Here is a 24,664-nt window from a genome sequence, read left to right as displayed (position 1 = left end):
GCGCCGGGCGGGGCTTGCCGGCCGAGGTCCGTCGGCCGAGGCCCTCAGCCGAGGGCGCGCCGCAGCCGGCGGGCCACGCGCCGCACCACCCGGCTCCGCGGCAGGAACGACAGCCGGGCGGGGACGCCGCCCGGCAGGCCCAGGCCGGTCAGCCGGCGCCGGGTGAAGTAGCGCCGGGTGCGCGGGGTCAGGTGCCGGGCCAGGTAGGCCTCGGCGTCGGCCCGGCGCCCGGCGAGCATCTGGGGCTGCATCGTGAAGCCGACGGCCGTGAGCAGCCCCGCCGTCTCCTCCCGCACCCGCTCGGGGGCGGGGAAGGTCCAGGACCGCACCGCACCGGCGTCCGCGAGGTCGGGGAGCAGGGCGTCCACCAGCGCGAGCGGGACGCGGTTGCTGTTCGGGTACGGGGTCAGGCGGGCCAGGACGGCGTCCGTGCCGGTCCGGGCCACCGGGAGCCCGTACAGCGTGGCGGCGGTCAGGAGCCCGGTGGAGAAGCAGCCGACGACCAGCGCCGGGCGCAGCCGCTGGTAGAGGGCCTCGGCCAGGACCGGGGTGCCGATCACGGTGATCCGCGCGCCGAGCCGCTCGGCCTCCGCCTCCGCGCGGCGCGAGTAGGCGGCCGGGGCGCCGGGGTGCGGCTTGAACACGAGCTCGGTGTGGCCCAGCGCGTGCGCGCCCCGGACCATCGAGACGTGCAGCTCCTCCTCCTCGTCCGGGCTCATCAGGTCGAGCGCGGAGAGGTACTGGCCCAGGAGCAGGGCGGGGGCTTCCCCGGCAGCTTCCGCAGGCTCGGCCGACCCGGCCAGTTCGGCCATGACCTTGTGGAAGGCCTCCGTCGGCACCAGTTCGGCCCGGGCCCCGAACTCCGTCAGCAGCAGCGGCTCCAGCCCCGGTACGAGGTCCAGGTGCAGCACCCGCCGGACGCGCATCCCGAGCTGCGGGTCGAGCCGGAAGCGGGTGGGCCCGTAACTCATCAGACCGTCGGCGTAGACGTCGACGGCCGCCCCGGGGAAGAGCCGGCACAGCGTCTGCGCGGGCGGCACCTGGAGGGATTCCACGATCAGTTCGACGCGGTCCTCGCCCAGCCCCCACAGGGCGCGCAGCTGCCGCTCCCACAGCGGGACGTCCTCCGCGCGCGGGGCCCAGGTGCTCGGGTGCTGCGGTTCGACGACGCGGTTCCAGTCGAGCACCTCGTCGAACCGGGAGCGCAGGGCGGCGAAGCCCGGCATGTCGGCGACCCCGGGGGTGACCTCGGCGGCGACCGCGTGGTTGCTGGTCAGCAGGATCCGCCGGCCGGCGGGCGGGAAGGAGCCGGCGTCGACGCCCGCGGCGAGCGTGGCCGCGCCGTAGAGGGTGGAGGCGAGGAAGATCTGCGTGGGCATCAGGCGGTCGCCCCCGACGGGGTGCGGCGGCCGCCGCGCACGCGGCGCAGGACGCCGGCGCGTTCGGCGTCCATCGAGTCGAGCACCCGGTCCAGTACGTCCTGGGGCATGCGTGCGAGCGCGGCCGCGCTCATCGCGCGGAGTTTCCTGGCCACGGCCGGTTCGAACCTCTCAATGGAACCGAAATGGTGCGCGATAATGGCGCAATATGTTCGTACGGCTTTCGGCAGCAAAATCCCGGATTCGCGGTCGCCGTGCACCCCGGTGAGGACCTCGTCGAATGCCTTGATGAAATCGAGCTGCCGTTCGTCCCCGATCTGCGTGAGCGAGGTGGGAACTCCGCGCCGGTAGAAGATCCCCGGCAGCCCCACCGCGGCGAAGGACTCCGCCTCCCGGTGCAGCCGCCAGATCCACGGCCGGTCCTCCGCCGTCCGCAGCCCGTCGGTGAAACGCAGCAGGCCGCTGTCCAGCAGCCGCCGGTGGTACAGGCCGGCCCAGGCGTACGGATAGTCCACCGAGGTGGCCCGGTCGGCGGGCAGGATCGCGGTCCGCGGATCGGCGACGACCCCCTGCGGCCCGTACGGGACCCGCTGCACGCTGCGCGCCCGGCCGGTGACCTTCACATGGTCGGTACGGATGAAATCGCAGCTCAGAGCCTCGATGGCGGCCAGCATCCGGGCCAGGTGGCCGGGTGCCAGCCAGTCGTCCCCGTCGAGGAAGGCGAGGTACTCGCCACGGGCCGCGTCCAGCCCGGTGTTGCGCGCCGTCGCCAGGCCGCCGTTCCGCTCGTGTCTGAGGTGCACCGCCCCGGGCAGCTCGCGCGCCGCCCGCTCCAGCAGACCGGGGGTCCCGTCCGTGGAGCAGTCGTCGACCAGCACGAACTCGAAGTCGCCCCGGGCGTTGAGGGCGAGGCTTTTCAGGGCATCCGGTGCGTATGTCTGCACGTTGTAGAACGGCACGACAACAGAGAGCTTGGGCACCCGCGAGACATTAGAGTGGCGCCCGGCATTCATCATGGCCCCGATGCGTATTCCATGTGAACGACGCACGGCAGGCGTGTTAACCCGTCCGGTTTCGCATTCAATCGACGCGTTGTTAACCCGCTGTTGTGCGCTCGTTGGGCCGATCAATCAATTCGCGGAATAGCTTCTGCGGCGTGTCGATCCGCAAACGCGTCGCCGTACTGGCCGATTCCGATACGCGATGGAAATGGGGTGCGCTCACCGCCCGCCGTCTCGTCCCCGACGACCACGACCTCACCGGATACCTGCTGCGCGGCCGGGCCACGCCCACCGCGCGCCAGCTCGGAGAGGTGGGAGTGCGGGCCGACCGGCTGTCCGAGGTGACCTGCGCCGGATTCCTCGCCGAAATCGGGCGCGAGCGGCACGACGTGGTCGTACTCGCCCTCGTCGGCGGGGCCGTCCAGGCCGTCCTGCACGGGGCCCGCGCCCTGTGGCCGGACCCGGCGCGGCGGCCCGTGTTCGTCACCGGGTACGTGGGCGTCGTGTACGAGAAGCTCGCCGACGGGCTGCTGCTGCGGCACGGGGCGGACCTCGTACTCGCCAACTCCCGCCACGACGCCGAGCGGTTCCGCGCCGTGTACGAAGGGGTCGGCGCGGACGCCGCCGCCGTCACCGAGACCGTGCTGCCGTTCCTCGGCGGAGCCCCGTACGAGCAGGCCGGGAGCCGGGCCCGCACGGTGGTCTTCGCCGTGCAGCCCTCCGTGCCCGACAGCCGCGCCGACCGCGCGTACCTGCTGGAACGGGCGGCCGGGCACGCGCGGCTGCACCCCGGCCGCGAGGTGCTGATCAAACTCCGCAGCAAGCCCGGGGAGCACACCACGCACCTCGAGGAGCAGCCGTACCAGCGCCTCGCGGAGCGGATCCCCGGCGGGCTGCCGGCCAACTGCCGCCTGGTCTACGGGAACATGGGCGAGGTCCTGGACGGCACCGACCTGCTGGTCACCGTCTCCTCCACCGCCGCCCTCGAATCCCTGCACCGGGGCATCCCCACGGCCGTCCTCACCGACCTCGGCATCCGCGAGGCCCTCGGCAACCACCACTTCCTCGGCTCGGGCTGCCTGGCCTCGTGGGACCAGCTCGACGCCGGCCTGCTCCCGCAAGGGGACCCGGACTGGCTGCAGGCGCAGGGAGTCCGCCATTCGGCTGCGCCGGCGCTCCCAGGGCAGCCCCCTGCCGACCCGGCCGCGCCGACCGCGCGGGCCTCGGCCGCGCCGACCGACGCCGCCCGGGCCTCGGGCGGGGACGCCTACGCCGGCGCGCGGGCGAGGCTCGGGGCGCTGCTGGCCGAGCCGGTGCTGCCGTCCCCCGCGCCGTACTACACGCTCGAGACCGCCCCCGGATACCTGCCCGGGATCCTCGCGCGGCAGCACCTCGGGCCCGACGGCACACCGCTGCCCGGCGCGGTGCGGGAGGCGGCGGGGGAGTCCCGGCTGCGCCGCTGGGTCCGCTCGCACCTGCGCGAGGCCGCCCGCGGGGCGTACCGGCACGGGGTGCAGCGTGTGGCCCCGGTGATCCGGCGGCTGGGGGAGCTGTGAGGGTCCTCGCCGTGATCCCGGCCCGAGGCGGCTCCAAGGGGGTCCCCGGGAAGAACACCGCCCCCGTCGGCGGGGTGCCGCTCGTGGCCCGCGCCGTGCACGCCTGCCGCTCCGCGCCCACCGTCACCGACGTGGTCGTCTCCACCGACTCCGAGTCGATCGCCGCCGCCGCCCGCGCGGCCGGCGCCGACGTCATCGCCCGCCCCACCGCGATCTCCGGCGACACCGCGAGCAGCGAGGCCGCCGTCCTGCACGCCCTCGAATCCTTCGAGGAACTGCACTCCCTCACCGTGGACGTGGTCCTCCTCGTCCAGTGCACCAGCCCCTTCCTGACCCCCGGGGAGGTGGAGTCCGTCGCCGCGGCCGTGGCCACGGGAGCCGCCGACTCGGCCCTGACCGCGGCCCCCTTCCACGGCTTCCTGTGGCGTGCGGACGCCGACGGCTCCGCGGCCGGCGTCAACCACGACGAGGCGTACCGCCCCCGCCGCCAGGACCGCCCCCAGGACCTGCTGGAGACCGGCGCCGCCTACGCGATGGACGCCGCCGGCTTCCGTGCCGCCCGCCACCGCTTCTTCGGCCGGACCGTGCCCGTCGCCACCGACCCGGCCCGGGTCCTGGAGATCGACGACCCGCACGACCTGGCCCGCGCCCGCCTCCTCGCCCCCCTGTTCGACGGCGAACGACCCGACCCGCAGCGCACACCCCTCCAGCACACGCCCCCGCACCGGACATCCCCGCACCGAAGGACGCCTCCTGCCATGACCTCCACCCCCGCCGACCCCCGCCACCGCACCTTCGGACCGCGCACCGCCGGCCCCGGCCGCCCGGTCTACGTCGTCGGCGAGATCGGCATCAACCACAACGGCGACCTCGGCAACGCCTTCGCCCTCATCGACGCCGCCGCCGAAGCCGGCTGCGACGCCGTCAAGTTCCAGAAGCGCACCCCGGAGATCTGCACCCCGCGCGACCAGTGGGACATCGAGCGCGACACCCCCTGGGGCCGGATGACGTACATCGACTACCGCCACAAGGTCGAGTTCGGGGAGACCGAGTACCGCGCCATCGACGAGCACTGCGCCAAGCGCGGCATCGACTGGTTCGCCTCCCCGTGGGACACCGAGGCCGTCGCCTTCCTGGAGAAGTTCGACGTCCCCGCCCACAAGGTGGCCTCCGCCTCCCTCACCGACGACGAACTGCTGCGCTCCCTGCGCGCCACCGGCCGCACGATCGTCCTGTCGACCGGCATGTCCACCCCGAAGCAGATCCGGCACGCGGTCGAGGTGCTCGGCAGCGACAACATCCTGCTCTGCCACGCCACTTCCACGTACCCGGCCAAGGCGGAAGAGCTCAACCTGCGGGTGATCAACACCCTGCGCGAGGAGTACCCCAACGTCCCGATCGGCTACTCCGGCCACGAGACGGGCCTGCAGACCACGCTGGCCGCCGTCGCCCTCGGCGCCACCTTCATCGAGCGCCACATCACCCTCGACCGCGCGATGTGGGGCTCCGACCAGGCCGCCTCCGTGGAGCCCGGCGGCCTCACCCGCCTGGTCCGCGACATCCGCACCATCGAGACCGCCCTCGGGGACGGCGTCAAGCGCGTCTACGAGTCCGAGCTCGGGCCCATGAAGAAGCTCCGCCGCGTCCAGGGAGACCTGGTCACCGCCTGACCCCCGGTTCCGCCGCGATGAGGTTCCGTCCCCTGACGAGGAGTACGCCGTGCCCCGTTCCGCCTCCACCCTGGCGTTCGTCGAGAGCCCGGTCCAGCTGCTGAACGTGCTGGAGTGGGCCCATGCGCGCAGCACCGTCCCGGCGGACGGACGACCGCTGCTCGACGGCGTCCCCCGCCAGGCGCGGAGCGCGCGGACACCGCAGGGCGGACCCGATGCCGGGTCCGCCGTCCCGCGCGGCGCGGCCGGCGTCCCGCACGGCGCTGCCGCCGCAGCCGGGCCCGATCCGCGTGCAGCCGGCGCAGCGCGAACGCGGATCGTCGTCCTGCCGCCCACCGACCCCATGTCCCGCGGCCAGTTGCGCCGGATGGCGGCGCTGGCCCGGGACGAGGGGCACGAGGTCCGCTGGCAGGAGGCGCGCGGCGGCCGTCTCGCACCCTTCAAGGCACTCGCGGCGCTGGCCCGCGACGTCCGCGCCGCCCGCACCGTCGTCGTCGGCGACCCCTTCTCGCGCTACGTGCAGCTGCTGCTCACCCTCGTACGGGCCGAAGAGCTCGTGGTGGTCGACGACGGCACCGCCACCATGGAGTTCGTCGCCCAGACCGCCCGCGGCGAACGCCTCGTACGCTGGCACCGCGTCGGCGGCGGAGGGCTGCCGGCCCGCGTGCGCGAGCTGGCGTACGCGCCGGTCTCGGCGACCGCGCGGCGCCGCTTCACACCGGCCGCGGGCAGCGGCCGCACCGTCGAGGTGTTCAGCTCGATGCCCGTCACCCCGCACGGCGGCATGACCCTGCGGCTCAACGACTTCGCCTGGACCCGCGCCCGGTTCGGCCCGCCGCGCCTGACCAAGGGCACCGACCTGGTCGGCACCTCCCTGGTGGAGACCGGCGTGGTGGACCCGGACCGCTACCTGGACGCCGTGCGCGCCCTGACCCGCGAGCACGGTGCCACCCGCTACTTCGCCCACCGCCGGGAGTCCGCCGAGAAGCTGCGCGCGCTGAGCGAGGCGACCGGGCTGGAGATCGTACGGCCGGACCTGCCGCTGGAGCTGATCGCCCGGCGCGGTCCCGTCGGCCGGACCGTCGCCAGCTTCCCGTCCACGGTCGTGCACACGCTGCCCTACGCCCTGGCCGGCACCGGAGTCACCGTGGCCGTATGCGATGTGGACCCGGACTGGCTGACCGCCGCCGCTTCGCCCCGGGCCCGCGGATTCCTCGCGGGAGTCACCGACACGGCCCGCGACGTCCACAGACTTCCTGCTCAGGCGGCACCCGCGGCCGGATGAGCGCGTGAGTCTACCCGCGGGCCGACCCGGTCATGCGTCCAGAGGCCGGGAATCTTTCCCCTAACGGCATGAACTTTTGTGGATCCCCAGTCAGTTGACCTATCCGTGCGCCTAGGCTTCAACGGGTGAACCAGTTGATGTCCCGCGAGTCCCAGACCGCCCAGCCCGCCGTGTCCGACCGGTCCGAGCTGCCCGGCAAGCTTCCGGACCACCTGCGTGCCGAACTGATCGCCTTCCGCCGGGACTTGCACATGCATCCCGAGCTCGGGCACCAGGAATTCCGGACCACGGCCGCCATCAAGGCCCGACTGGAGAAAGCCGGCCTGCGACCACGGGTACTGAAGTCCGGCACGGGCCTCATCTGTGACGTCGGCACCGAAGAAAATGGGGCGCGAAGCTCGTTCGAGGGTGGTGGCGGGCGACGGGCGGGCGGAGTGCGCCCCATGCTGGCGCTGCGCGCGGACATCGACGCCCTGCCCATCCCGGATGCGAAGACGCACGTCTCGTACCGCTCGACCTTCCCGGACCGCGCCCACGCCTGCGGCCACGACGTGCACACGGCCGTGGTCCTCGGTGCCGGCCTGGTCCTCGCCGAGCTCGACCGCCAGGGCCTCCTGCCCCGCCCCGTGCGGCTGCTCTTCCAGCCCGCCGAGGAGGTGCTCCCGGGCGGGGCCACCGATGCCATCGACTCGGGGGTGCTGGACGGCGTCGGCAAGATCATCGCCGTGCACTGCGACCCCCGGGTCGACGCGGGGAAGATCGGGCTGCGGCCCGGACCGATCACCTCGGCCTGCGACCGGCTGGAGGTCGCCCTCTCCGGCCCCGGCGGGCACACCGCCCGCCCGCACCTGACCACCGACCTGGTGACGGCCGCCGCCCGCGTGGCCGTCGACGTGCCGGCGCTGCTGGCCCGCCGTATGGACGCCCGCTCGGGCATGTCCGTCACCTGGGGCCGGATCGAGGCCGGGCACGCCTGCAACGTCGTCCCGATGCACGCCGAGCTCTCCGGAACCGTGCGGTGCCTCGACCTCGCCGCCTGGCACGAAGCCCCGGACATGATCCACGCGGCGATCGACGAGGTCGCGACGATGCACGGGGCGAAGTTCGAGATCAACCACGTGCGCGGGGTGCCGCCCGTGGTCAACGACCCCGTGGTCACCGAACTGCTCCGCGAGTCGATGGCGGCCCGCCGCGGCGCCGAGTCGGTCGAGGACACCGAGCAGAGCCTGGGCGGGGAGGACTTCTCCTGGTACCTGGAGCACGTCCCCGGCGCGATGGCCCGGCTGGGGGTCCGTACCCCCGGCGACCTCGCCAAGCGGGACCTGCACCGGGGCGATTTCGACGTGGACGAGTCCGCGATCGCGGTCGGCGTCGAGTTCTTCACGGCCGCCGCCCTGCTCGACGGCCGACGCGCGAGGTAGCCGGTGAGGCCCGGATCCGGGCCGGGCCGAACCGAAATTCCTACCCCATCGGCGAGCCTCCCGGGGGACGCGTCCAGCCCTTGGTACACAAGGGTTGGGCGTGTGACTCGTTACCGATCGGTCACTGTCTGATTCGCGACGATCCGATAACGACTCATGAACGGGCCTTTAACTGACATCTACGCGCGTTACGATCGCCGCGAAACCAGCGCCGGTCGTGGCGCTTCGGTCAGGTTTTTAAGGAGCCTCCCCTTGCGCCGGATCACCAGGATCGCCACCGTGGGCATCGCGTCCGCGGCGCTGGCCCTCTCGGCCACCGCCTGTGGCGGTAAGAAGTCGTCTGACACCTCCGCCGACAGCACCTCCAAGGCCGAGAGCGTCGCGATCGCGTACGACATCGGCGGCCGCGGCGACCAGTCGTTCAACGACGCCGCCTACGCCGGCATGGAGAAGGCGAAGACCGACCTCAAGGTCAACACCTCCGAGGCCGAGCCCACCGACGGCGAGGGCGAGGCCGACAAGGTCCAGCGCCTGACCGAGCTGGCCCGCAAGGGCAACAACCCGGTCATCGGCGTCGGCTTCTCCTACGCCCCGGCCATCAAGAAGGTCGCGCCGAAGTTCCCGAACACCACGTTCGGCATCATCGACGACACCTCGGTGACCGGCCCGAACGTCGCCAACATGGTCTTCAACGAGGAGCAGGGCTCCTACCTGGCCGGCGTCGCCGCCGCCAAGGCGTCCAAGACCGGCACGGTCGGCTTCATCGGCGGTGTCGAGGTTCCGCTGATCAAGAAGTTCGAGGCCGGCTTCGCGCAGGGCGTCAAGGACACCAACCCGAACGCCAAGGTCCTGGTCCAGTACCTGACCCAGCCGCCGAACTTCGATGGCTTCTCGAAGCCCGACCTGGGCAAGGCCGCCGCGCAGGGTCAGATCGACGCGGGCGCCGACGTGGTCTACGCCGCCGCCGGTCTCGCGGGTTCCGGTGCCATCGAGGCCGCTTCGGCCAAGGGCAAGTGGGCCATCGGCGTCGACTCCGACCAGTACAACCAGGCCGGTCTGGCGAAGTACAAGGACGCCATCCTGACCTCGGTCACCAAGGACGTCTCGGACTCCGTCTACAACCTGATCAAGTCGGTCAAGGACGGCAAGCCGACCACCGGTGAGATCCGCTACGGCCTGGACAAGGACGGCGTCGGCCTGGCCGACTCCAACCCGAAGTACAAGGAGATGACGGACGTCGTCGCCGCGGTGGAGAAGGCCAAGGCCGACATCATCGCCAAGAAGATCAACGTCAAGACCGCCCCGTAAGGCCGTTCCTGACATGTAGTCGCGTCTCCGGGGTCCGGGCAGTGGTCTCATCCGCTCCCGGGCCCCGAGCCGCGTTCTGTGGGGCTCGTGGCCAGTTGGCCGCAAGTTTTCACTTCTGACAGTGCTACGCGCGTAGAAGCATCGTGGACGCGATACTTTCACTCCCCGCCCTGTCCCCCTGCCTTCCGCTCCTTCCGCGCCAAGGAGAGTGCGTCATCAACGCGTCCAGCCCGCCCCCCGCCGTAGAACTGCACGGCATCACCAAGCGCTTCCCCGGCGTCGTCGCCAACAAGGACATCGCGATCACCGTCCGCAAGGGCACGGTCCATGCCTTGATCGGCGAGAACGGCGCCGGCAAGTCGACCCTGATGAAGATCCTCTACGGCATGCAGAAGCCGGACGAGGGCACCATCGCCATCGACGGGGAGCAGGTCGCCTTCGCCAGCCCCGGCGAGGCCATCGCCCGCGGCATCGGCATGGTGCACCAGCACTTCATGCTCGCCGACAACCTCACCGTCCTGGAGAACGTGGTCCTCGGCGGCGAGAAGCTGTACGGCATCGGCGCCAAGGCCCGTAAGAAGATCAAGGAGATCTCGGACGCGTACGGCCTCGGCGTGCGCCCCGACGCCCTGGTCGAGGACCTCGGCGTGGCCGACCGGCAGCGCGTGGAGATCCTCAAGGTCCTCTACCGCGGCGCCAAGATCCTCATCCTCGACGAGCCGACCGCCGTGCTCGTGCCCCAGGAAGTGGACGCGCTCTTCGACAACCTGCGCGAGCTCAAGGCCGAAGGCCTGACCGTCATCTTCATCTCGCACAAGCTGGGCGAGGTGCTGAAGGTCGCCGACGACATCACCGTCATCCGGCGCGGCACCACGGTCGGCACCGCCGACCCGAAGACCGCCACCACCAAGCAGCTCGCCGAGCTGATGGTCGGCTCCGAGCTCCCCTCGCCCGAGACCCGCGAGTCCACGGTGACCACCACGCCGATGCTCGAGGTCGACGGCCTGCGGCTGGCCGCCACCGACCCGGACGGCGTCGTCCGCGAGGTGCTCGCCGGCATCGACTTCACCATCCACAAGGGTGAGGTGCTCGGCATCGCCGGCGTCGAGGGCAACGGCCAGACGGAGCTCATCGAGGCCCTCATGGGCATGAGCATCCCGGACGGCGGCACGATCACGCTGGACGGCACCGACATCTCCACCTCCCCGACGCGCAAGCGCCGGGTGGACGGCATCGGCTACATCCCCGAGGACCGACACCGCCACGGCCTGCTGCTGGACGCCCCGCTGTGGGAGAACCGCATCCTCGGCCACGTCACCGAGGCGCCCAACTCCAAGCGCGGCATCCTCGACACGAAGGCCGCCCGCAAGGACACCGCGCGCATCGTCGTCGAGTACGACGTCCGCACGCCGGGCATCGACGTGACCGCGGCCTCGCTCTCCGGCGGCAACCAGCAGAAGCTGATCGTCGGCCGCGAGATGAGCCACAACCCGAAGTTCCTGATCGCCGCCCACCCCACCCGCGGTGTGGACGTCGGCGCGCAGGCGCAGATCTGGGACGCGATCCGCGAGGCCCGCCGCGAGGGCCTGGCCGTCCTGCTGATCTCCGCGGACCTGGACGAGCTCATCGGCCTCTCCGACACCCTGCGGGTGATCTACCGCGGCCGCCTGGTGGCGGAGGCCGACCCGGCGACCGTCACCCCGGAGGCCCTCGGCACCGCCATGACGGGCGCCGCGTCCGGGCACCTGGAAGCAACCGACAACCACTCCGCCGCCGGTACCGAGGCCGGTACCGATGCACCGGAGGACGAGGCCCGATGAAGAAATTCGACAAGGACCGGCTGATCCTCGGCATCGCCGGACCGGTGCTGGCGCTGGTCAGCGCCTTCCTGCTGACCATGATCGTGCTGGCCGCGACGGGCATCGACCCGATCGAGCCGCTGCGCCTGATGGTGGAGAACGCCGGTTACGAGGACGTCCAGGTCCTCATCGTGAACCAGGCCGGCACGTACTACCTGGCGGCCATGGCCGTGGCCATCGGCTTCCGGATGAACCTCTTCAACATCGGCGTCGACGGCCAGTACCGCCTCGCGGCGATGCTGTCCGCCGTGGTCGGTGCGGCCGTGACCCTGCCGGGTCCGCTGCACCTGCTGCTGATCGTCCTCGTGGCGATGCTCGTCGGTGCCTTCTGGTCCGGCATCGCCGGTGTCCTCAAGGCCAAGCGGGGCGTGAGCGAGGTCGTCTCCACGATCATGCTGAACGCCATCGCGACCGCCCTGATCGCGTGGCTGATGCTGACGAAGAACCTCGGCGTCCAGCTCGAGGGCTCCAACGACCTGACGACCGGCGACATCGCCGAGTCCGGCTGGTTCCCGGCCGTGTCCCTCGGCGACGGGCTGGAGATCTACGGCTTCACGTTCGTGGCCTTCGCCCTCGGCATCGTGTACTGGTTCACGCTCAACCGGACCCGCTTCGGCTTCGACCTGCGCGCCACCGGCGCCAGCGAGTCCGCCGCGCAGGCCTCGGGCGTCGACGCCAAGAAGATGATCATCACCGCGATGCTCATCTCCGGCGCGGTCGCCGGCCTCGCGGGCATGCCGCAGCTGCTGGGCGAGACGCACACGTACAACCTGGCCTTCCCGACCGGTGTCGGCTTCACCGGCATCACCATCGCGCTGCTCGGCCGCAACAACCCGGTCGGCATCTTCTTCGCCGCGTTCCTGATGGCCTTCATCGACAAGGCCTCGGCCTCGCTCGACCAGGCCGGGTACGCGAAGGAGATCGGCACGATCATGAAGGGCCTGATCGTCATCGCGGTCGTCGTCTCGTACGAGCTCATCCGCCGATACGGCATCCGCCGCCAGCAGCAGAAGGTCGGCGAGGAACTGGCCGCGGGCCACGCCATCAAGACCGAGAAGGAGGTCGCGGCGTGAGCACCAGCACCGTTTCCGCGACGGCCGCCGCCCCGAAGAAGTCGGCGGGCCGCAAGAAGCTCACCCTCCCGTGGATCATGCTGATCATCGCGGGCGGCCTCGCACTGGTCTCGCTGGTCCGCGTGATCAGCGGCGCGAACGACCTGACCTCCGTCGGCCAGGTCTCCGGCGCCCTCTCGCTCGCCGTGCCGATCGGCCTCGCCGGCCTCGGCGGTCTGTGGGCCGAGCGGGCGGGCGTCGTCAACATCGGCCTCGAAGGCATGATGATCCTCGGCACCTGGTTCGGTGCCTGGGCCGGCTTCCAGTGGGGCCCGTGGACGGGTGTCGTCGCCGGCATCGTCGGCGGCGCCATCGGCGGCCTGCTGCACGCGATCATGACGGTCACCTTCAACGTCAACCACATCGTCTCCGGTGTGGCGGTCAACATCCTGGCGCTGGGCTTCACCCAGTACCTGTCGAACTTCACCTTCGACGAGATGCCGGGCGGCTCCTCGAAGCAGTCGCCGCAGGTCGAGCCGATCTACAAGATCACGGTGCCGGGGCTGTCCGACTGGATGGCCGAGCTCCAGGCCAAGCACTGGTTCTTCGTCTCGGACCTCGCCGGCGTCATCGGCGGCCTGGTCACCGAGCTGTCGCTGCTGACCGTCGTCGCCCTGCTGCTGATCCCGGGCACCTGGTGGGTCCTGTGGCGCACCGCCTTCGGCCTGCGGCTGCGCTCCTGCGGTGAGAACCCCACCGCCGCGGAGTCCCTCGGCGTCAACGTCTACAAGTACAAGTACATCGCCGTGATCGTCTCCGGCGGCCTCGCCGGTCTCGGCGGCGCGTTCCTGTCGATCGTCGCCAGCCCGATCTACCAGGAGGGCCAGACCGGCGGCCGCGGCTACATCGGCCTCGCCGCGATGATCTTCGGTAACTGGATGCCGGGCGGCATGGCGCTGGGCGCGGGCATGTTCGGCTACATCGACGGCCTCAAGCTGCGCGGTGGCGCCACCAACGTCCACGCGATGCTGCTGCTCCTCGCGATCGTGCTGGTGCTGGTCTGCGTCTGGCAGCTCTACAAGCGCAAGCACTTCCAGGCCGCCATCGCGCTGGCCTGCGCGGGCGGGCTGTCCGCCTGGTACGCGCTGACCGACCAGGTGCCCAGCCAGTTCGTGGACGCGGCCCCGTACGTGACCACGCTGCTGGTCCTCGCGCTGTCCTCGCAGCGCCTGCGGATGCCCAAGGCGGACGGCATGCCGTACCGCAAGGGCGAGGGCAAGTGACGCCGGTGCCCACCGTCGACTGGGAGGCCCTGCGCGAGGCGGCCCGGGACGCCATGTCCCGGGCGTACGCCCCCTACTCGGGCTTCCCGGTCGGCGTCGCCGCCCTCGTCGACGACGGCAGGACGGTCGTCGGCTGCAACGTCGAGAACGCGAGCTACGGCCTCGGCCTGTGCGCCGAGTGCGGCCTGGTCTCCTCCCTGCAGGCCACGGGCGGCGGCCGGCTGACGCACTTCACCTGTGTCGACGGCCGGGGCGAGATCCTCGTACCGTGCGGCCGCTGCCGGCAACTGCTCTTCGAATTCGGCGGACCGGAACTGCTGGTGGAAACCCCCAAGGGGGTCCTCCCGCTGGCGGAGATGCTGCCGCAGGCCTTCGGGCCCGACCATCTGAGATAACCGTGCCGACGGCCCTCCACCCCCTGGGCGGAGGGCCGTCGTACTTCCGCAACCCCCTCTCTCTATGCGCGTAGAAGGAAGCACCACATGGACGTCATCTCCGTCATCCGGACCAAGCGTGACCGCGGCGAGCTGAGCCCCGAGCAGATCGACTGGGTCATCGACGCGTACACGCGCGGCATCGTCGCCGACGAGCAGATGTCGGCGCTGGCGATGGCCATCCTGCTCAACGGGATGAACCGCACCGAGATCGCCCGCTGGACCGCCGCGATGATCGCCTCCGGCGAGCGCATGAACTTCGACGCGCTCTCCCGCCCGACCGCCGACAAGCACTCCACCGGCGGCGTCGGCGACAAGATCACCCTCCCGCTGGCCCCGCTCGTCGCCGCCTGCGGCGCGGCCGTCCCGCAGCTCTCCGGCCGCGGCCTCGGCCACACCGGGGGCACCCTCGACAAGCTGGAGTCCATCCCCGGCTGGCGCGCGCTGCTGTCCAACGAGGAGATGATGCACGTCCTCGACACCACCGGCGCGGTCATCTGCGCGGCCGGCGACGGCCTGGCCCCCGCCGACAAGAAGCTCTACGCCCTGCGCGACGTCACGGGCACGGTCGAGGCCATCCCGCTCATCGCCTCCTCGATCATGTCCAAGAAGATCGCCGAGGGCACGGGCTCGCTCGTCCTGGACGTGAAGGTCGGCTCCGGCGCCTTCATGAAGAACATCGACGACGCCCGTGAGCTCGCCCGCACCATGGTGGGCCTCGGCACCGACTCCGGCGTCAAGACCGTCGCCCTGCTCACCGACATGTCCACCCCGCTCGGCCTGACGGCCGGCAACGCCCTCGAAGTCCGCGAGTCGGTCGAGGTGCTGGCCGGCGGCGGCCCCGCGGACGTGGTCGAGCTGACCATCGCCCTGGCCAAGGAGATGCTGGAGGCCGCCGGCATCAAGGACGCCGACCCGGAGAAGGCCCTGGCCGACGGCTCCGCGATGGACCACTGGCGCCGGATGATCGCGGCCCAGGGCGGCGATCCGGACGCGGCCCTGCCGGTCGCCCGCGAGCAGCACGTGGTCACCGCCCCCGAGTCGGGCGTCCTGACCCGCCTGGACGCGTACGGGGTCGGCGTCGGCGCCTGGCGCCTGGGCGCCGGCCGCGCGCGCAAGGAGGACCCGGTGCAGGCGGGCGCCGGCATCGAGCTCCACGCGAAGCCGGGCGACACCGTGACGGCCGGCCAGCCGCTGATGACCCTGCACACGGACACTCCGGAGAAGTTCGACTACGCCCTGGCCTCCCTGGAGGGCACGTACGACATCGCCCCGGCGGGCACGACGTTCTCCGCCACGCCGATCGTGCTGGACCGCATCGCCTGACCTGCGGCTTCCCTTTCGGGTGAACGGGATCGGTGGACCCCCACCGGTCCCGTTCGGCATGCTGGGACCGGTGACGAACCAGTTGTGAGGAGCACACCGTGAGCGCACTCACCACGCGGCGGCGACGGCTGGGACGACCAAATACCGGCTTCTGCACGCGGGCAAGTTCGGCGAGACCGTCCACCTCCCCGAGCCGTTCGACCTCACGCTCGACACCTTCGGCTTCCCCCGCCCCTGAGCGGTCACGGCCTACCGATGAGTTCCGGGTGGCCGGGCGGTCAGAGTCTCGTGGAGATGAGACGACTCGTGCTGCCCGGACCCACCCCGACCGCCACGGACGGCGCGCGCCTGTGCGCGCGCCTGGCCCGGATGTACGACGACGGGGCGCGCACGGTGGAGTGCGACGCCGGGGCCGTCACCGCGCCGGGTCTGGCGGCGGTGGAGGTCCTGGCCCGGCTGCGGCTGACGGCCCGGGCACACGGCGGGGCCCTCACCATGACCGGCGCCGGGCCCGCCTACCGCGCGCTGCTGGACCTCGTGGGCCTCGTCGAGCTGCTCGGGGATTCCGGAGAGCGGGAGCCACAATTCGGTCGCCGGGAGTAGAAGGGCCTTCTGAGTGGATCCGGCCGCGGTCGCCGTGGCGCCGCCCTCCCCGGCCGGGCGGGGCTGTCAGAGTGCTGCCTTGCCGGGCTGCGGGAGAGGGCGGCGGTTCACGCCCGCCCACCTCGCCACGCCCGCCGCCGCAATGTCCAGGTGTCGGGTGCACGGTGTGGTGCTCATGCTCTGGTGTTCCCGGCCGGTCAGCCGTGAATGAGGGTGTCGCGTGTTCCATCTGTCGGTCTGCCGCGCAACCAGAACCACCGGGTCTCATGAACGGGACGGGGACCCTGCCGCACGGCGCAGACGCAGGGGCGTCCTGGCCGGTGTGACGGGCGCACTGCTCCTCACCGCCCTGGCCGGCGCTCCGGCGGCGCATGCCCAGGACTTCGCCCCGCCGGCCAACTACCCCGTCGGCCTCGCCCCGCAGTCGGTGGCGACGGGGAACTTCGACGGGGTCAACGGCCTCGACCTGGTCACCGCGAACCCCAACAGCGACAACGTCTCGGTTCTGCTGAACACGGGCTCGGGCACGTACGGCGCGGCCACGAACACCGCGGTGGGCGACCTGCCGGTCAGCGTGGCCGTGGCGGACGTCAACGGCGACAGCAAGGCCGACCTCATCGTCGCGAACGCGCTCGACGACGACGTGTCAGTACTGCTGGGCGACGGGTCCGGTGCGTTCCCGACGCGCACGGACTTCGCCGTGGGCGATGTGCCGGTCTCGGTGGCGGTCGGCGACTTCGACGGCGTCAACGGTCCCGACCTGGCCGTCGCGAACGCCGGCGGCGACAGCGTGTCGGTGCTGCTGAACAACGGGTCCGGTGGGTTCGGCACCCAGCCCGCCGGCTCGCCCTTCGCTGTCGGCGACAACCCGTTCTCGGTGGCGGTGGGCGACTTCAACGGCGATGCCAAGCAGGACCTCGCCGTGGCGAACTCGACCGGCGACAGCGTGTCGGTGCTGCTGAACACCGGGTCCGCCGTGTTCGCCCCGGCTGTGAACTATCCGGTCGGCAACAACCCGTTCTCGGTGGCGGTGGGCGACTTCGACGGCGTCAGCGGTCCCGACCTCGCCGTCGCCAACCTCGACGACGACACCGTGTCGGTGCTCCTGAACAACGGCTCGGCCGCCTTCGCCCCGGCACCCGGGAGCCCTCACGCCGTGGGAGACAGGCCGTTCACGGTGGCAGTGGCCCAGCTCGACAACGTCGGCGGACCCGACCTCGCCGTGACGAACGAGGGGCCCGCGATGGACCCGGCGGACGACACCGTGTCCGTGCTGCCGAACACCGGCTCCGGTACGTTCGGCACGGCCGAGGACCACGCCACGCACGATGCGCCGACGGGACTGGCGGTGGGCGACTTCAACGGTGACTCCCTCCTCGACCTGGCCACCGCGAACTCCGGCAGCAACGACGTTTCGGTGCTGCTGCAGGTCAGGGCCGCGTCGACCACCCTGCTGGTCTCCTCGCCCAACCCGTCCGTGGTCGGCCAGACGGTGACCTTCACGGCCACGGTCAGCGGTGACCAGGGCACCCCGACCGGGACGGTCACCTTCAAGGACGGCGCCACCACCCTGGGCACGGACTCCCTCGACGGCACCGGTACGGCGACGTTCCCCACCAACGCTTTGAGCGTCGGTACTCACTCCATCACGGCCGAGTACGGCGGGGACACCACGTACGAGCCCTCCACCAGCAACACCGTCCTCCAGGTCGTGAGCCCGAAGACCTGCGCCAACGCCACCCCCACGATCGTCGGCACCGACCGCGCGGACAACCTCGTCGGTACCTCCGGCGACGACGTGATCTTCGCCCTCCGCGGCAACGACACGGTCAACGGACTCGGCGGCGACGACCTCATCTGCGGCGGCCCGGGCAACGACGTCCTGATGGGCGGCACCGGCAACGACCGCATCGAGGGCGCCGACGGCAACGACACCATCAGCGGCAACGACAACGACGACACCCTCCTCGGCGGCGACGGCAAGGACACCGTCAACGGCAACGCCGGCAACGACTCGCTGTTCGGCGAGGCGGGCAACGACACCCTTGACGGCGGCACCGGCACCAACACCAACAACGGCGGTCCCGGCAGGAACATCTGCACCAACCCCACCACCGGACCCGGCTGCCTCGTCTGACGCGTCCACCCACACACGTGAGCCCCCTGGAACACTCCAGGGGGCTCACGCCTGCACGACGGGTTCCTAGGCCAGCTCCTCCGGCAGCCCGAACAGCGGGAACCAGCGGGCGGTGTCCAGGAAGGCGTTGAGCCCGACGATCTTGCCGTCCGAGATCTCCAGGACCTGCAGCGCCCACGGCACGTGGCCCGTGCCCGACTCGGCCGGGCGGTACTGGCCGAAGGCCGGCATGCCGTTCGCCGTCGTCGGGACCAGGCGGGAGCCCTTGCAGCCGATGCCCTGGTTCAGGTGCCACGCCGCGATGTCCGCGTGGCCCTGCAGCCACAGGTCGAACGGCGGCATCGACAGCACCGCGTCCTCGTGCAGCAGGGTGGTCAGCCGCGAGATGTCGTAGGCCTCGAAGGCGGACAGGTACTGCTCCAGCAGCTTCGCCTGGTCCGCGTCCAGCGGGTCCGCCGCATCGCTGTCGCGGATCCCGTGCGAGGCCAGCGTGGCCCGGGCCCGCTGCAGAGCGCTGTTCACCGACGCCACCGTGGTCTCCAGCAGCCCGGCGACCTCGTCGGCCTTCCAGGCCAGCACCTCGCGCAGGATCAGCACCGCCCGCTGCTTCGCCGGCAGGTGCTGCAGCGCCGCGACGAAGGCCAGGCGTACGGATTCCTTCGCGAGGGCCATCTCCGCGGGGTCGGCGGTCTGCGGCAGCACCCGGCCGTCCGGCACCGGCTCCAGCCAGGTCACCTCGGACCGCTCGTTGAGCACGGCGGAGGCCTGGTGCTGCGGCGCCGTCAGGTCCATCGGGCGGGCCCGCTTGTTCCCCGCGTTCAGCAGGTCCAGGCACACGTTCGTGGCGATCCGGTACAGCCACGACCGCAGCGACGACCGGCCCTCGAACTTCTCGTAGCTGCGCCAGGCACGGATGTAGGTGTCCTGCACCGCGTCCTCGGCGTCGAAGGAGGAGCCCAGCATCCGGTAGCAGTAGCCGGTGAGCTCGACCCGGTACCGGTCCATCGCCGCATCGAGGTCCAGGTCCTGCGGTGTCGTCGCGAGCTCGCTCATGGTGCCTTCCCCCTGCCGGATCCGATACCTCGGAAACTACCGGAGGGGTCCGACAGCGGCAGCCCGAACGGCCCACACGACGGGCCCGGCGTGTCTCAGCGCGCGGCGGCCGCGGCCACCGGCAGGCGCCGCTCCGCGCGGGCCGCGTGCGATCCGTACAGGGTGATCGACACGACGCCGAGCACCGCCAGCAGCGCGATGCCCACGGTGGCAGCCCAGCCCGCCGAGTGGTAGGCGAGCGCACCCAGGGTGCCGCCCGCGCTGGAGCCCAGGTAGTACGCCGACTGGTACAGGGCGGAGGCCTGAGCCCGGCCCGTCTTCGCCGTCCGGCTCACCGACGACGACGCCACCGCGTGGCCCGCGAAGAAGCCCGCCGTGATCAGCACCAGGCCCACCAGGATCGCGGCCAGCGAATCCGCCAGCGACAGCAGCAGCCCCAGCGCGGTCGTGGTCACCGCCAGGTACAGCGCACCGCGCCGCCCCGTCCGGGCCACCAGCCGGCCCGCGGCCGCCGAGGAGACCGTACCGACCAGGTAGATCAGGAAGATCGACCCGATCACGCCCTGCCCGAGGGAGAACGGCTCGTCGACCAGGCGGTAGCCGATGACGGTGTACACCGCGCCGAAGACGGTCATGAACAGCGCGCCGATCCCGTACAGCCGCAGCAGCAGGGGATCGCGCAGGTGGCCGGCGACGGTACGGCCCACCGCGCGCGGGTTCAGCGACGCCGGCCGGAAGAACCGCGCCCGGGGCAGCAGCACCAGGAACGCCACCGCGCAGGCCAGCGACATCAGGGCGACGGCCGCCAGCCCGGCCCGCCAGCCCCACAGCTGCGCGGCCCAGCCGGTGACCAGACGGCCGCTCATGCCGCCGATGGAATTGCCCGCCACGAACAGGCCGATCGCGGCGACCAGCGCCTTCGGCTTGACCTCCTCCGCGAGGTACGCCATCGCCGAGGCCGGGATGCCGGCGATCGCCGCGCCCTGGACGGCGCGCAGCCCGATCAGCCACTCCAGGTTCGGCGCGAGGGGGATCAGCAGGGCGACGCCCACGGCCACCACCATGGAGCAGGTCATCATCCGGGTCCGCCCGAAGCGCTCGGAGAGCGCACTGAGCGGCAGGACGAACAGCGCGAGCGCACCGGTGGCCGCGGACACCGTCCAGCTGGCCTGACCCGCCGTCACGCCGAAACCGGCGGAGACCGCGGGCAGCAGCGCCTGGGTGGAGTAGAGGAGGGCGAAGGTCGCCAGTCCGGCGGCGAAGAGCGCGAGGCTCATCCGGCGGTAGCCGGGGAGGCCGGGGGAGAGGGCTTCGCGCGTCTGGTCCAGAGGCGCGGGGGACGACGGGATGGAGGCACCCGTGGTGACGGATGCCCCGGTATGAGCGGGAGGCATGCTTCGACGGTAGGCCCGTCCTTTTCATGCGTCCAATGCACAGAATCGCGATAATCGATCCACTCATGCATCAGCACAGCTCAGGGCGGCGCACGTCGATGAACCGTTACGAAGAAGACTTGTCCGTGACACAACTGCTGGCCCCCCGGCTCGCGTACTTCGCGGCCGTCGCCCGGCACGAGCACGTCACCCGTGCCGCACACGAACTGGGCGTCCCGCAGTCCACCCTCTCGCGGGCGATGGTCCGCCTCGAACAGGACCTGGGCGTCACGCTGTTCGCCCGCAAGGGCCGCACCGTCGCCCTCACCACCGCCGGCCGCACCTTCCTGGCCTCCACCGAACAGGCCCTCGACGGCATCGCCCGCGCCGCCGAATCCGTCCAACAGGACGCCGACCCGGCCTACGGCAAGGTCGCCTTCGGCTTCCTGCACACCCTGGGCTCCGAGACCGTGCCCGGCCTCATCCGCGCCTTCCGCGCCGACCACCCCCGGATCCGCTTCTCCCTCGTCCAGAACTACGGCGAGGCCATGCTGGAGAAGCTGCGCTCGGGCGAACTCGACCTCTGCCTCACCTCACCCGTCCCGGACGCCCCCGACCTCGTCGCCCGCCGCCTCGACGAACAGCGCCTGCGCCTCGTCGTCCCCGACGACCACCGCCTCGCCGGCCGCAAGCGCATCCGCCTCGCCGAGGCCGCCGAGGAAACCTTCGTCACCCTGGAACCCGGCTACGGCATGCGCCGCATCACCGACGACCTCTGCGCGGAAGCCGGCTTCACCCCCCGGGTCGCCTTCGAGGGCGAGGAGGCCGAAACCCTGCGCGGCCTGGTCGCCGCGGGCCTGGGCGTGGCCCTCCTGCCGCCCCCGGCCGTGGCCCGCCCGGGCGTGGTCGAGCTGACGGTCACCGCCCCGCGCGCCGTCCGCGAGATCGGCGTCGCCTGGCTCGACGGCCACCCGGACACACCCCCGGTGGCGGAGTTCAAGCGCTTCCTCCTCTCCCGCCGCGGCCGCCTCATCCCGGAACTGGAGCCGCCGGCCTAGGGGCAGACGGGAGTTCGACGAGAGTCCCTAGGCCTCGGGTGCGGGCGGGGGTGACGGTGTGGCGGGCGGGCCCAGCAAGTACCCCGCCTGGAAACGGGACTTCGCCCCGACCGCCCGCATGATCTCGGCGATGTGCCGCTGGCAGGTCCGCTCCGACATGCCCAGCCGCCGCGCGATCACCTTGTCCTCCAGGCCCTCCGACAGCAGCCGGACGATCGTCTGCCGCAGCTCGTCCGAGATCGACCGGGCCGCCTCCGGGCTCACCGACGTCGGGAACGGCTCCGCGCCCAGCCAGGACCGCTCGAACGCCGCCGTCATGAAGTGGACGACGTTCGGCTCCCGCACCACCAGCGCCGCCCCGGTCCGGTCCGGCACCGCCATCAGGCCCGTGTGGCCGTCGAAGACCAGCATCCGCATCAGCCCGTCGCCCAGCGTCCGGACCTGCGCGCCCAGCGCCGTCACCCGCTCCACGTACGCCGCCGTGGGCCGCGAGTAGCGCGCCGTGTGCTGGTAGATCGTCCGCATCCGGACCCCGCGCGCCAGCAGCGACTCGTCCCGCCCGATCGCCTCCTCCAGGGTCTCCAGCGGCCGCCCGCCGCCCGGCTGCGAGGTCAGCAGTTCCTGCTCGCACGCCGCGACCAGCTCCGTGATCAGCCCCCGTACCGCCCCCAGGTCCGTGACCAGCTCCAGGCGCCCCGAAGCGCTGACGTCCCGGTGCGCGGTCCCCGCCTCGTACGCGGGTACCAGCGCCTCCAGCCGCCCCCGCAGCCGGTCCATCTCGTCGTGGGTCTCCCGCACCAGCAGCGCCAGCGGGGCCAGGGCCCGGGCCGCCGCCGCCCGGGGCGCCACCGCGCTCCACCGCTCGGGACCGCAGCCCGGGGCCCGCTGGAGCAGGTGTGCGGCCGCCAGCTCGGTGATCGCGGTGGCCGCGCGCACGCCCAGCGCCTCCGTGGCCTCGGCGGCGTCGAAGGCGTGCCGCTCGACCGCGTACGCGTACAGGCGCCGCGCAGCGGGGCTCAGCTCCCCGGGTTCCCCAGTCGCTCCGGCTTCCCCGGCTGCATCGGTCGGCATATGCGTATTGGTCCCTGTATGCAGTGATCTGTAAACCCCTCGTGTTCCCGCAAGGCGGCAAGACGACCCCTGCCCCGAGCCATTCGGCATATGCCGAAGAGGCACAGTGTCAGGACGGCGTGAGGGGGGAGCGCGGTATGCGGCAGCAATGGACACCCGACGGGGGACGGGGGCCCGTTGCCGTCCTGCTGAGCCCGCGACCAGCCGTGGTGGCGGCCGCCCGCCGTGCGGGCGCGCACACCGTGGTGGTCGCGCCGGTTCCATCGGTGTCCACCGACCGTGAGGGGGCGGAGCGGCGGGTACGGACGGACTGGCGCGACCACCGTCACCTCATCGGGGCGTTAGGCCGCATGGAGGCCGTCCGCCGCGGCCGCGCCGCCGTGTTCGGCTTCGACGCCGCAGGGGCCCTCGCCGCCGCCCGGGCCAACGAGGAACTCGGACTCCCCGGCACCCCCACCGCAGCCGTCACCGCCCTCATGGACAAGGCCGCCCTGCGCGCCCGCACCAACACCCTGCACCCGGCCCGGCCCGTGTCCTTCGCCCGCTGCGGCCGCTCCGACACCCTCCCCTTCATCACCACCCTCATCGGCTACCCCTGCGTCATCAAGCCCCGCGCGGGCGCCGACGGCGAGGGGGTCCGGCTCGTCCACGACGAGGCCGAGGCCCGGGCCGCCGCCCACGGCTACCCCGAGGTCACCGACCTCCTCGTCGAGGAATACCTCGAAGGCCCCGAGCTCACCGTCGAAGCCCTCTCCCGCGGCGGCCGCCACCGCATCCTCGGCTGGGCCCGCCGCCGCACCGGCCCGGGCCCCTGCCTCACCGCCGCCGGCCACGACCTGCCCGTCGCCCTCGACCCCGCGACCGCGCAGGCCGTACGCACCTTCGTACGCGGAGTCCTCGACCTCGCCGGGCACCGCGACGGCCCCTCCCACACCGAGGTCATCCTCACCCCGCACGGCCCCCGCCTCGTCGAGGCCCACGCCCGTCCCGGCGGGGAGGAGCTGAGCCGCCTGCTGCGGCTCGGGAACGGCACCGACGTCCTCGGCCTGGCCCTCGCCGCCGGACTGGGCCTGCCCGACCCGGCGCGCGGCCCGCACGCCACCCATGCCGGGCTGCGGTACGTGGACTTCCCGCCCGGCCCGCTCCCGGGCGGCGTCCCCGCCGGGCTCGCCGCGGCCCGCCGCGTGCCGGGAGTGGTCCGGGTGCAGCTGGAGATCCCGCCGGGCGCGGTGGTGCGCAGCGCCCCGACGGGGGCGCTGCACCACGCGTACGTCCTCGCTGCCGGCCCCACGGCGGCCGGTCTCGGCCGCACCCTGGACCGCGCGGTCACGCACCTCGGGCAGAACCGGAGCCGGAGCCAGGGCCCGCCGGCAGGCCGGACGCGTCAGCCGGACGCGGGCCTCGCGTAGTCGACGTAACCCGTCCAGTCCAGCGCGACGCACGGCTCGTCACCCAGGACCCAGGCGTCGTGCCCCGGCGCGATCTGGATGAAGTCGCCGGGACCGATCTCGGCGCTCTCCCCGTCATCCATGACGACCTTCATCCGCCCGCTCACCACGTACCCGGTGTGGGCGGACTGGCAGCTGTCCGTGCCGGCGATCGGCTTGACGTGCATCGACCACCGCCAGCCGGGCTCGAAGACCGCGCGCCCCACGGCACCGCCCTCGGTGTTGAACAGGTCCAGCCTGCCCGTGCCGGCCTCGAACGGTCGCGTCTCGTCAGGCTTGTCGAAGTTCTTGTGCAGCAATCCGCCCATGGTCGATCGCCCTCCGGGAGAGGTGAGCACCCCGAGTCC

At 72.1% G+C, this 24,664-nt stretch carries 20 protein-coding genes and 1 pseudogene; 15 read left to right on the top strand and 6 right to left on the bottom strand.

What is annotated here, in order from left to right:
• Positions 1-44 precede the first annotated feature (44 nt).
• Positions 45-1,379 (bottom strand): polysialyltransferase family glycosyltransferase, encoded by a 1,335-nt coding sequence (locus ACIGFK_RS31530; protein WP_376657571.1) that lies wholly within the window; start codon positions 1,377-1,379, stop codon positions 45-47.
• Entirely contained in the window at positions 1,379-2,359 is a 981-nt protein-coding gene (locus ACIGFK_RS31525; RefSeq protein ID WP_376657570.1) for a glycosyltransferase family 2 protein, read from the bottom strand. The genes ACIGFK_RS31530 and ACIGFK_RS31525 overlap by 1 nt, the downstream gene beginning before the upstream one ends.
• Before the next feature lie 176 nt (positions 2,360-2,535).
• Between ACIGFK_RS31525 and ACIGFK_RS31520 the strand changes: the two genes are divergently transcribed.
• The 13 genes and pseudogenes from ACIGFK_RS31520 (at position 2,536) to ACIGFK_RS31460 (ending at position 18,314) form a co-directional block, all read left to right on the top strand.
• Positions 2,536-3,936, top strand: coding sequence for a DUF6716 putative glycosyltransferase (locus tag ACIGFK_RS31520; RefSeq protein ID WP_376657569.1), 1,401 nt, complete (start codon positions 2,536-2,538; stop codon positions 3,934-3,936).
• A pseudogene (locus tag ACIGFK_RS31515) lies at positions 3,933-4,301 on the top strand (cytidylyltransferase domain-containing protein); the annotation flags it as partial. The gene ACIGFK_RS31520 and the pseudogene ACIGFK_RS31515, both read left to right, overlap by 4 nt.
• A 393-nt stretch (positions 4,302-4,694) precedes the next feature.
• Entirely contained in the window at positions 4,695-5,606 is a 912-nt protein-coding gene (locus tag ACIGFK_RS31510; RefSeq protein ID WP_376657581.1) for an N-acetylneuraminate synthase family protein, read from the top strand.
• A gap of 49 nt (positions 5,607-5,655) precedes the next feature.
• Positions 5,656-6,891 (top strand): hypothetical protein, encoded by a 1,236-nt coding sequence (locus ACIGFK_RS31505; RefSeq protein WP_376657568.1) that lies wholly within the window; start codon positions 5,656-5,658, stop codon positions 6,889-6,891.
• Positions 6,892-7,028: 137 nt separating this feature from the next.
• A complete protein-coding gene (locus ACIGFK_RS31500) occupies positions 7,029-8,312 on the top strand; it encodes an amidohydrolase (protein WP_376657580.1) in 1,284 nt (427 codons plus the stop codon).
• A gap of 252 nt (positions 8,313-8,564) precedes the next feature.
• Positions 8,565-9,620: a BMP family protein gene (locus ACIGFK_RS31495; protein ID WP_376657567.1), complete on the top strand. Its 1,056-nt coding sequence runs from the start codon at positions 8,565-8,567 to the stop codon at positions 9,618-9,620.
• Positions 9,621-9,835: 215 nt separating this feature from the next.
• Positions 9,836-11,440 (top strand): ABC transporter ATP-binding protein, encoded by a 1,605-nt coding sequence (locus ACIGFK_RS31490; protein ID WP_376657579.1) that lies wholly within the window; start codon positions 9,836-9,838, stop codon positions 11,438-11,440.
• The gene (locus ACIGFK_RS31485) at positions 11,437-12,552 is read left to right on the top strand and encodes an ABC transporter permease (RefSeq protein ID WP_376657566.1); all 1,116 of its coding nucleotides are present in this window, start codon (positions 11,437-11,439) and stop codon (positions 12,550-12,552) included. Before ACIGFK_RS31490 ends, ACIGFK_RS31485 begins: the two co-directional genes overlap by 4 nt.
• Complete coding sequence (locus ACIGFK_RS31480; protein WP_376657565.1) at positions 12,549-13,814, top strand: ABC transporter permease; 1,266 nt, start codon at positions 12,549-12,551, stop codon at positions 13,812-13,814. The genes ACIGFK_RS31485 and ACIGFK_RS31480 overlap by 4 nt, the downstream gene beginning before the upstream one ends.
• Positions 13,815-13,819: 5 nt before the next feature.
• Positions 13,820-14,209 (top strand): cytidine deaminase, encoded by a 390-nt coding sequence (locus ACIGFK_RS31475; protein ID WP_376657578.1) that lies wholly within the window; start codon positions 13,820-13,822, stop codon positions 14,207-14,209.
• A gap of 87 nt (positions 14,210-14,296) precedes the next feature.
• Positions 14,297-15,574, top strand: coding sequence for a thymidine phosphorylase (locus ACIGFK_RS31470; protein WP_376657564.1), 1,278 nt, complete (start codon positions 14,297-14,299; stop codon positions 15,572-15,574).
• Positions 15,575-15,868: 294 nt separating this feature from the next.
• Positions 15,869-16,177, top strand: a complete 309-nt coding sequence (locus ACIGFK_RS31465) for an STAS domain-containing protein (protein ID WP_386467449.1) — start codon at positions 15,869-15,871, stop codon at positions 16,175-16,177.
• Between the two features lie 322 nt (positions 16,178-16,499).
• A complete protein-coding gene (locus tag ACIGFK_RS31460) occupies positions 16,500-18,314 on the top strand; it encodes an FG-GAP-like repeat-containing protein (protein WP_376657561.1) in 1,815 nt (604 codons plus the stop codon).
• 66 nt (positions 18,315-18,380) lie between these two features.
• On the opposite strand, the gene ACIGFK_RS31455 is transcribed toward ACIGFK_RS31460, so the two are convergent.
• Positions 18,381-19,367 (bottom strand): sigma-70 family RNA polymerase sigma factor, encoded by a 987-nt coding sequence (locus tag ACIGFK_RS31455; protein WP_376657560.1) that lies wholly within the window; start codon positions 19,365-19,367, stop codon positions 18,381-18,383.
• Between the two features lie 95 nt (positions 19,368-19,462).
• Positions 19,463-20,761, bottom strand: a complete 1,299-nt coding sequence (locus ACIGFK_RS31450; RefSeq protein ID WP_400054543.1) for an MFS transporter — start codon at positions 20,759-20,761, stop codon at positions 19,463-19,465.
• Positions 20,762-20,859: 98 nt separating this feature from the next.
• Between ACIGFK_RS31450 and ACIGFK_RS31445 the strand changes: the two genes are divergently transcribed.
• Positions 20,860-21,798, top strand: coding sequence for a LysR family transcriptional regulator (locus ACIGFK_RS31445; protein ID WP_400054540.1), 939 nt, complete (start codon positions 20,860-20,862; stop codon positions 21,796-21,798).
• A 27-nt stretch (positions 21,799-21,825) separates the two neighbouring features.
• Here the strand turns inward: ACIGFK_RS31445 and ACIGFK_RS31440 are convergent, their stop codons facing one another.
• Positions 21,826-22,869 carry a LuxR C-terminal-related transcriptional regulator gene (locus tag ACIGFK_RS31440; RefSeq protein ID WP_386467455.1) on the bottom strand — a complete coding sequence of 348 codons (1,044 nt, stop codon included), beginning with the start codon at positions 22,867-22,869 and terminating at the stop codon, positions 21,826-21,828.
• 137 nt (positions 22,870-23,006) lie between these two features.
• Here ACIGFK_RS31440 and ACIGFK_RS31435 point away from each other — a divergent pair, with 137 nt between their 5' ends.
• The gene (locus tag ACIGFK_RS31435; protein ID WP_376657556.1) at positions 23,007-24,278 is read left to right on the top strand and encodes an ATP-grasp domain-containing protein; all 1,272 of its coding nucleotides are present in this window, start codon (positions 23,007-23,009) and stop codon (positions 24,276-24,278) included.
• Here the strand turns inward: ACIGFK_RS31435 and ACIGFK_RS31430 are convergent.
• Positions 24,254-24,625 (bottom strand): cupin domain-containing protein, encoded by a 372-nt coding sequence (locus ACIGFK_RS31430; RefSeq protein WP_376657555.1) that lies wholly within the window; start codon positions 24,623-24,625, stop codon positions 24,254-24,256. The two genes, ACIGFK_RS31435 and ACIGFK_RS31430, sit on opposite strands and share 25 nt — an antisense overlap.
• Positions 24,626-24,664: the final 39 nt, after the last annotated feature.

Origin of the sequence: Streptomyces sp. NPDC085524 (assembly GCF_044541755.1) — a bacterium.
Taxonomy (GTDB): domain Bacteria; phylum Actinomycetota; class Actinomycetes; order Streptomycetales; family Streptomycetaceae; genus Streptomyces.
This window is presented reverse-complemented; position numbering and strand designations above follow the sequence as displayed.

Coding starts and splice junctions, on each gene's coding strand:
- ACIGFK_RS31465 (WP_386467449.1), top strand. CDS start 15,869: ATGAGACGACTCGTGCTGCCCGGACCCACCCCGACCGCCACGGACGGC.
- ACIGFK_RS31450 (WP_400054543.1), bottom strand. CDS start 20,761: ATGCCTCCCGCTCATACCGGGGCATCCGTCACCACGGGTGCCTCCATC.
- ACIGFK_RS31530 (WP_376657571.1), bottom strand. CDS start 1,379: ATGCCCACGCAGATCTTCCTCGCCTCCACCCTCTACGGCGCGGCCACG.
- ACIGFK_RS31440 (WP_386467455.1), bottom strand. CDS start 22,869: ATGCCGACCGATGCAGCCGGGGAAGCCGGAGCGACTGGGGAACCCGGG.
- ACIGFK_RS31445 (WP_400054540.1), top strand. CDS start 20,860: ATGAACCGTTACGAAGAAGACTTGTCCGTGACACAACTGCTGGCCCCC.
- ACIGFK_RS31455 (WP_376657560.1), bottom strand. CDS start 19,367: ATGAGCGAGCTCGCGACGACACCGCAGGACCTGGACCTCGATGCGGCG.
- ACIGFK_RS31510 (WP_376657581.1), top strand. CDS start 4,695: ATGACCTCCACCCCCGCCGACCCCCGCCACCGCACCTTCGGACCGCGC.
- ACIGFK_RS31470 (WP_376657564.1), top strand. CDS start 14,297: ATGGACGTCATCTCCGTCATCCGGACCAAGCGTGACCGCGGCGAGCTG.
- ACIGFK_RS31500 (WP_376657580.1), top strand. CDS start 7,029: ATGTCCCGCGAGTCCCAGACCGCCCAGCCCGCCGTGTCCGACCGGTCC.
- ACIGFK_RS31485 (WP_376657566.1), top strand. CDS start 11,437: ATGAAGAAATTCGACAAGGACCGGCTGATCCTCGGCATCGCCGGACCG.
- ACIGFK_RS31435 (WP_376657556.1), top strand. CDS start 23,007: ATGCGGCAGCAATGGACACCCGACGGGGGACGGGGGCCCGTTGCCGTC.
- ACIGFK_RS31430 (WP_376657555.1), bottom strand. CDS start 24,625: ATGGGCGGATTGCTGCACAAGAACTTCGACAAGCCTGACGAGACGCGA.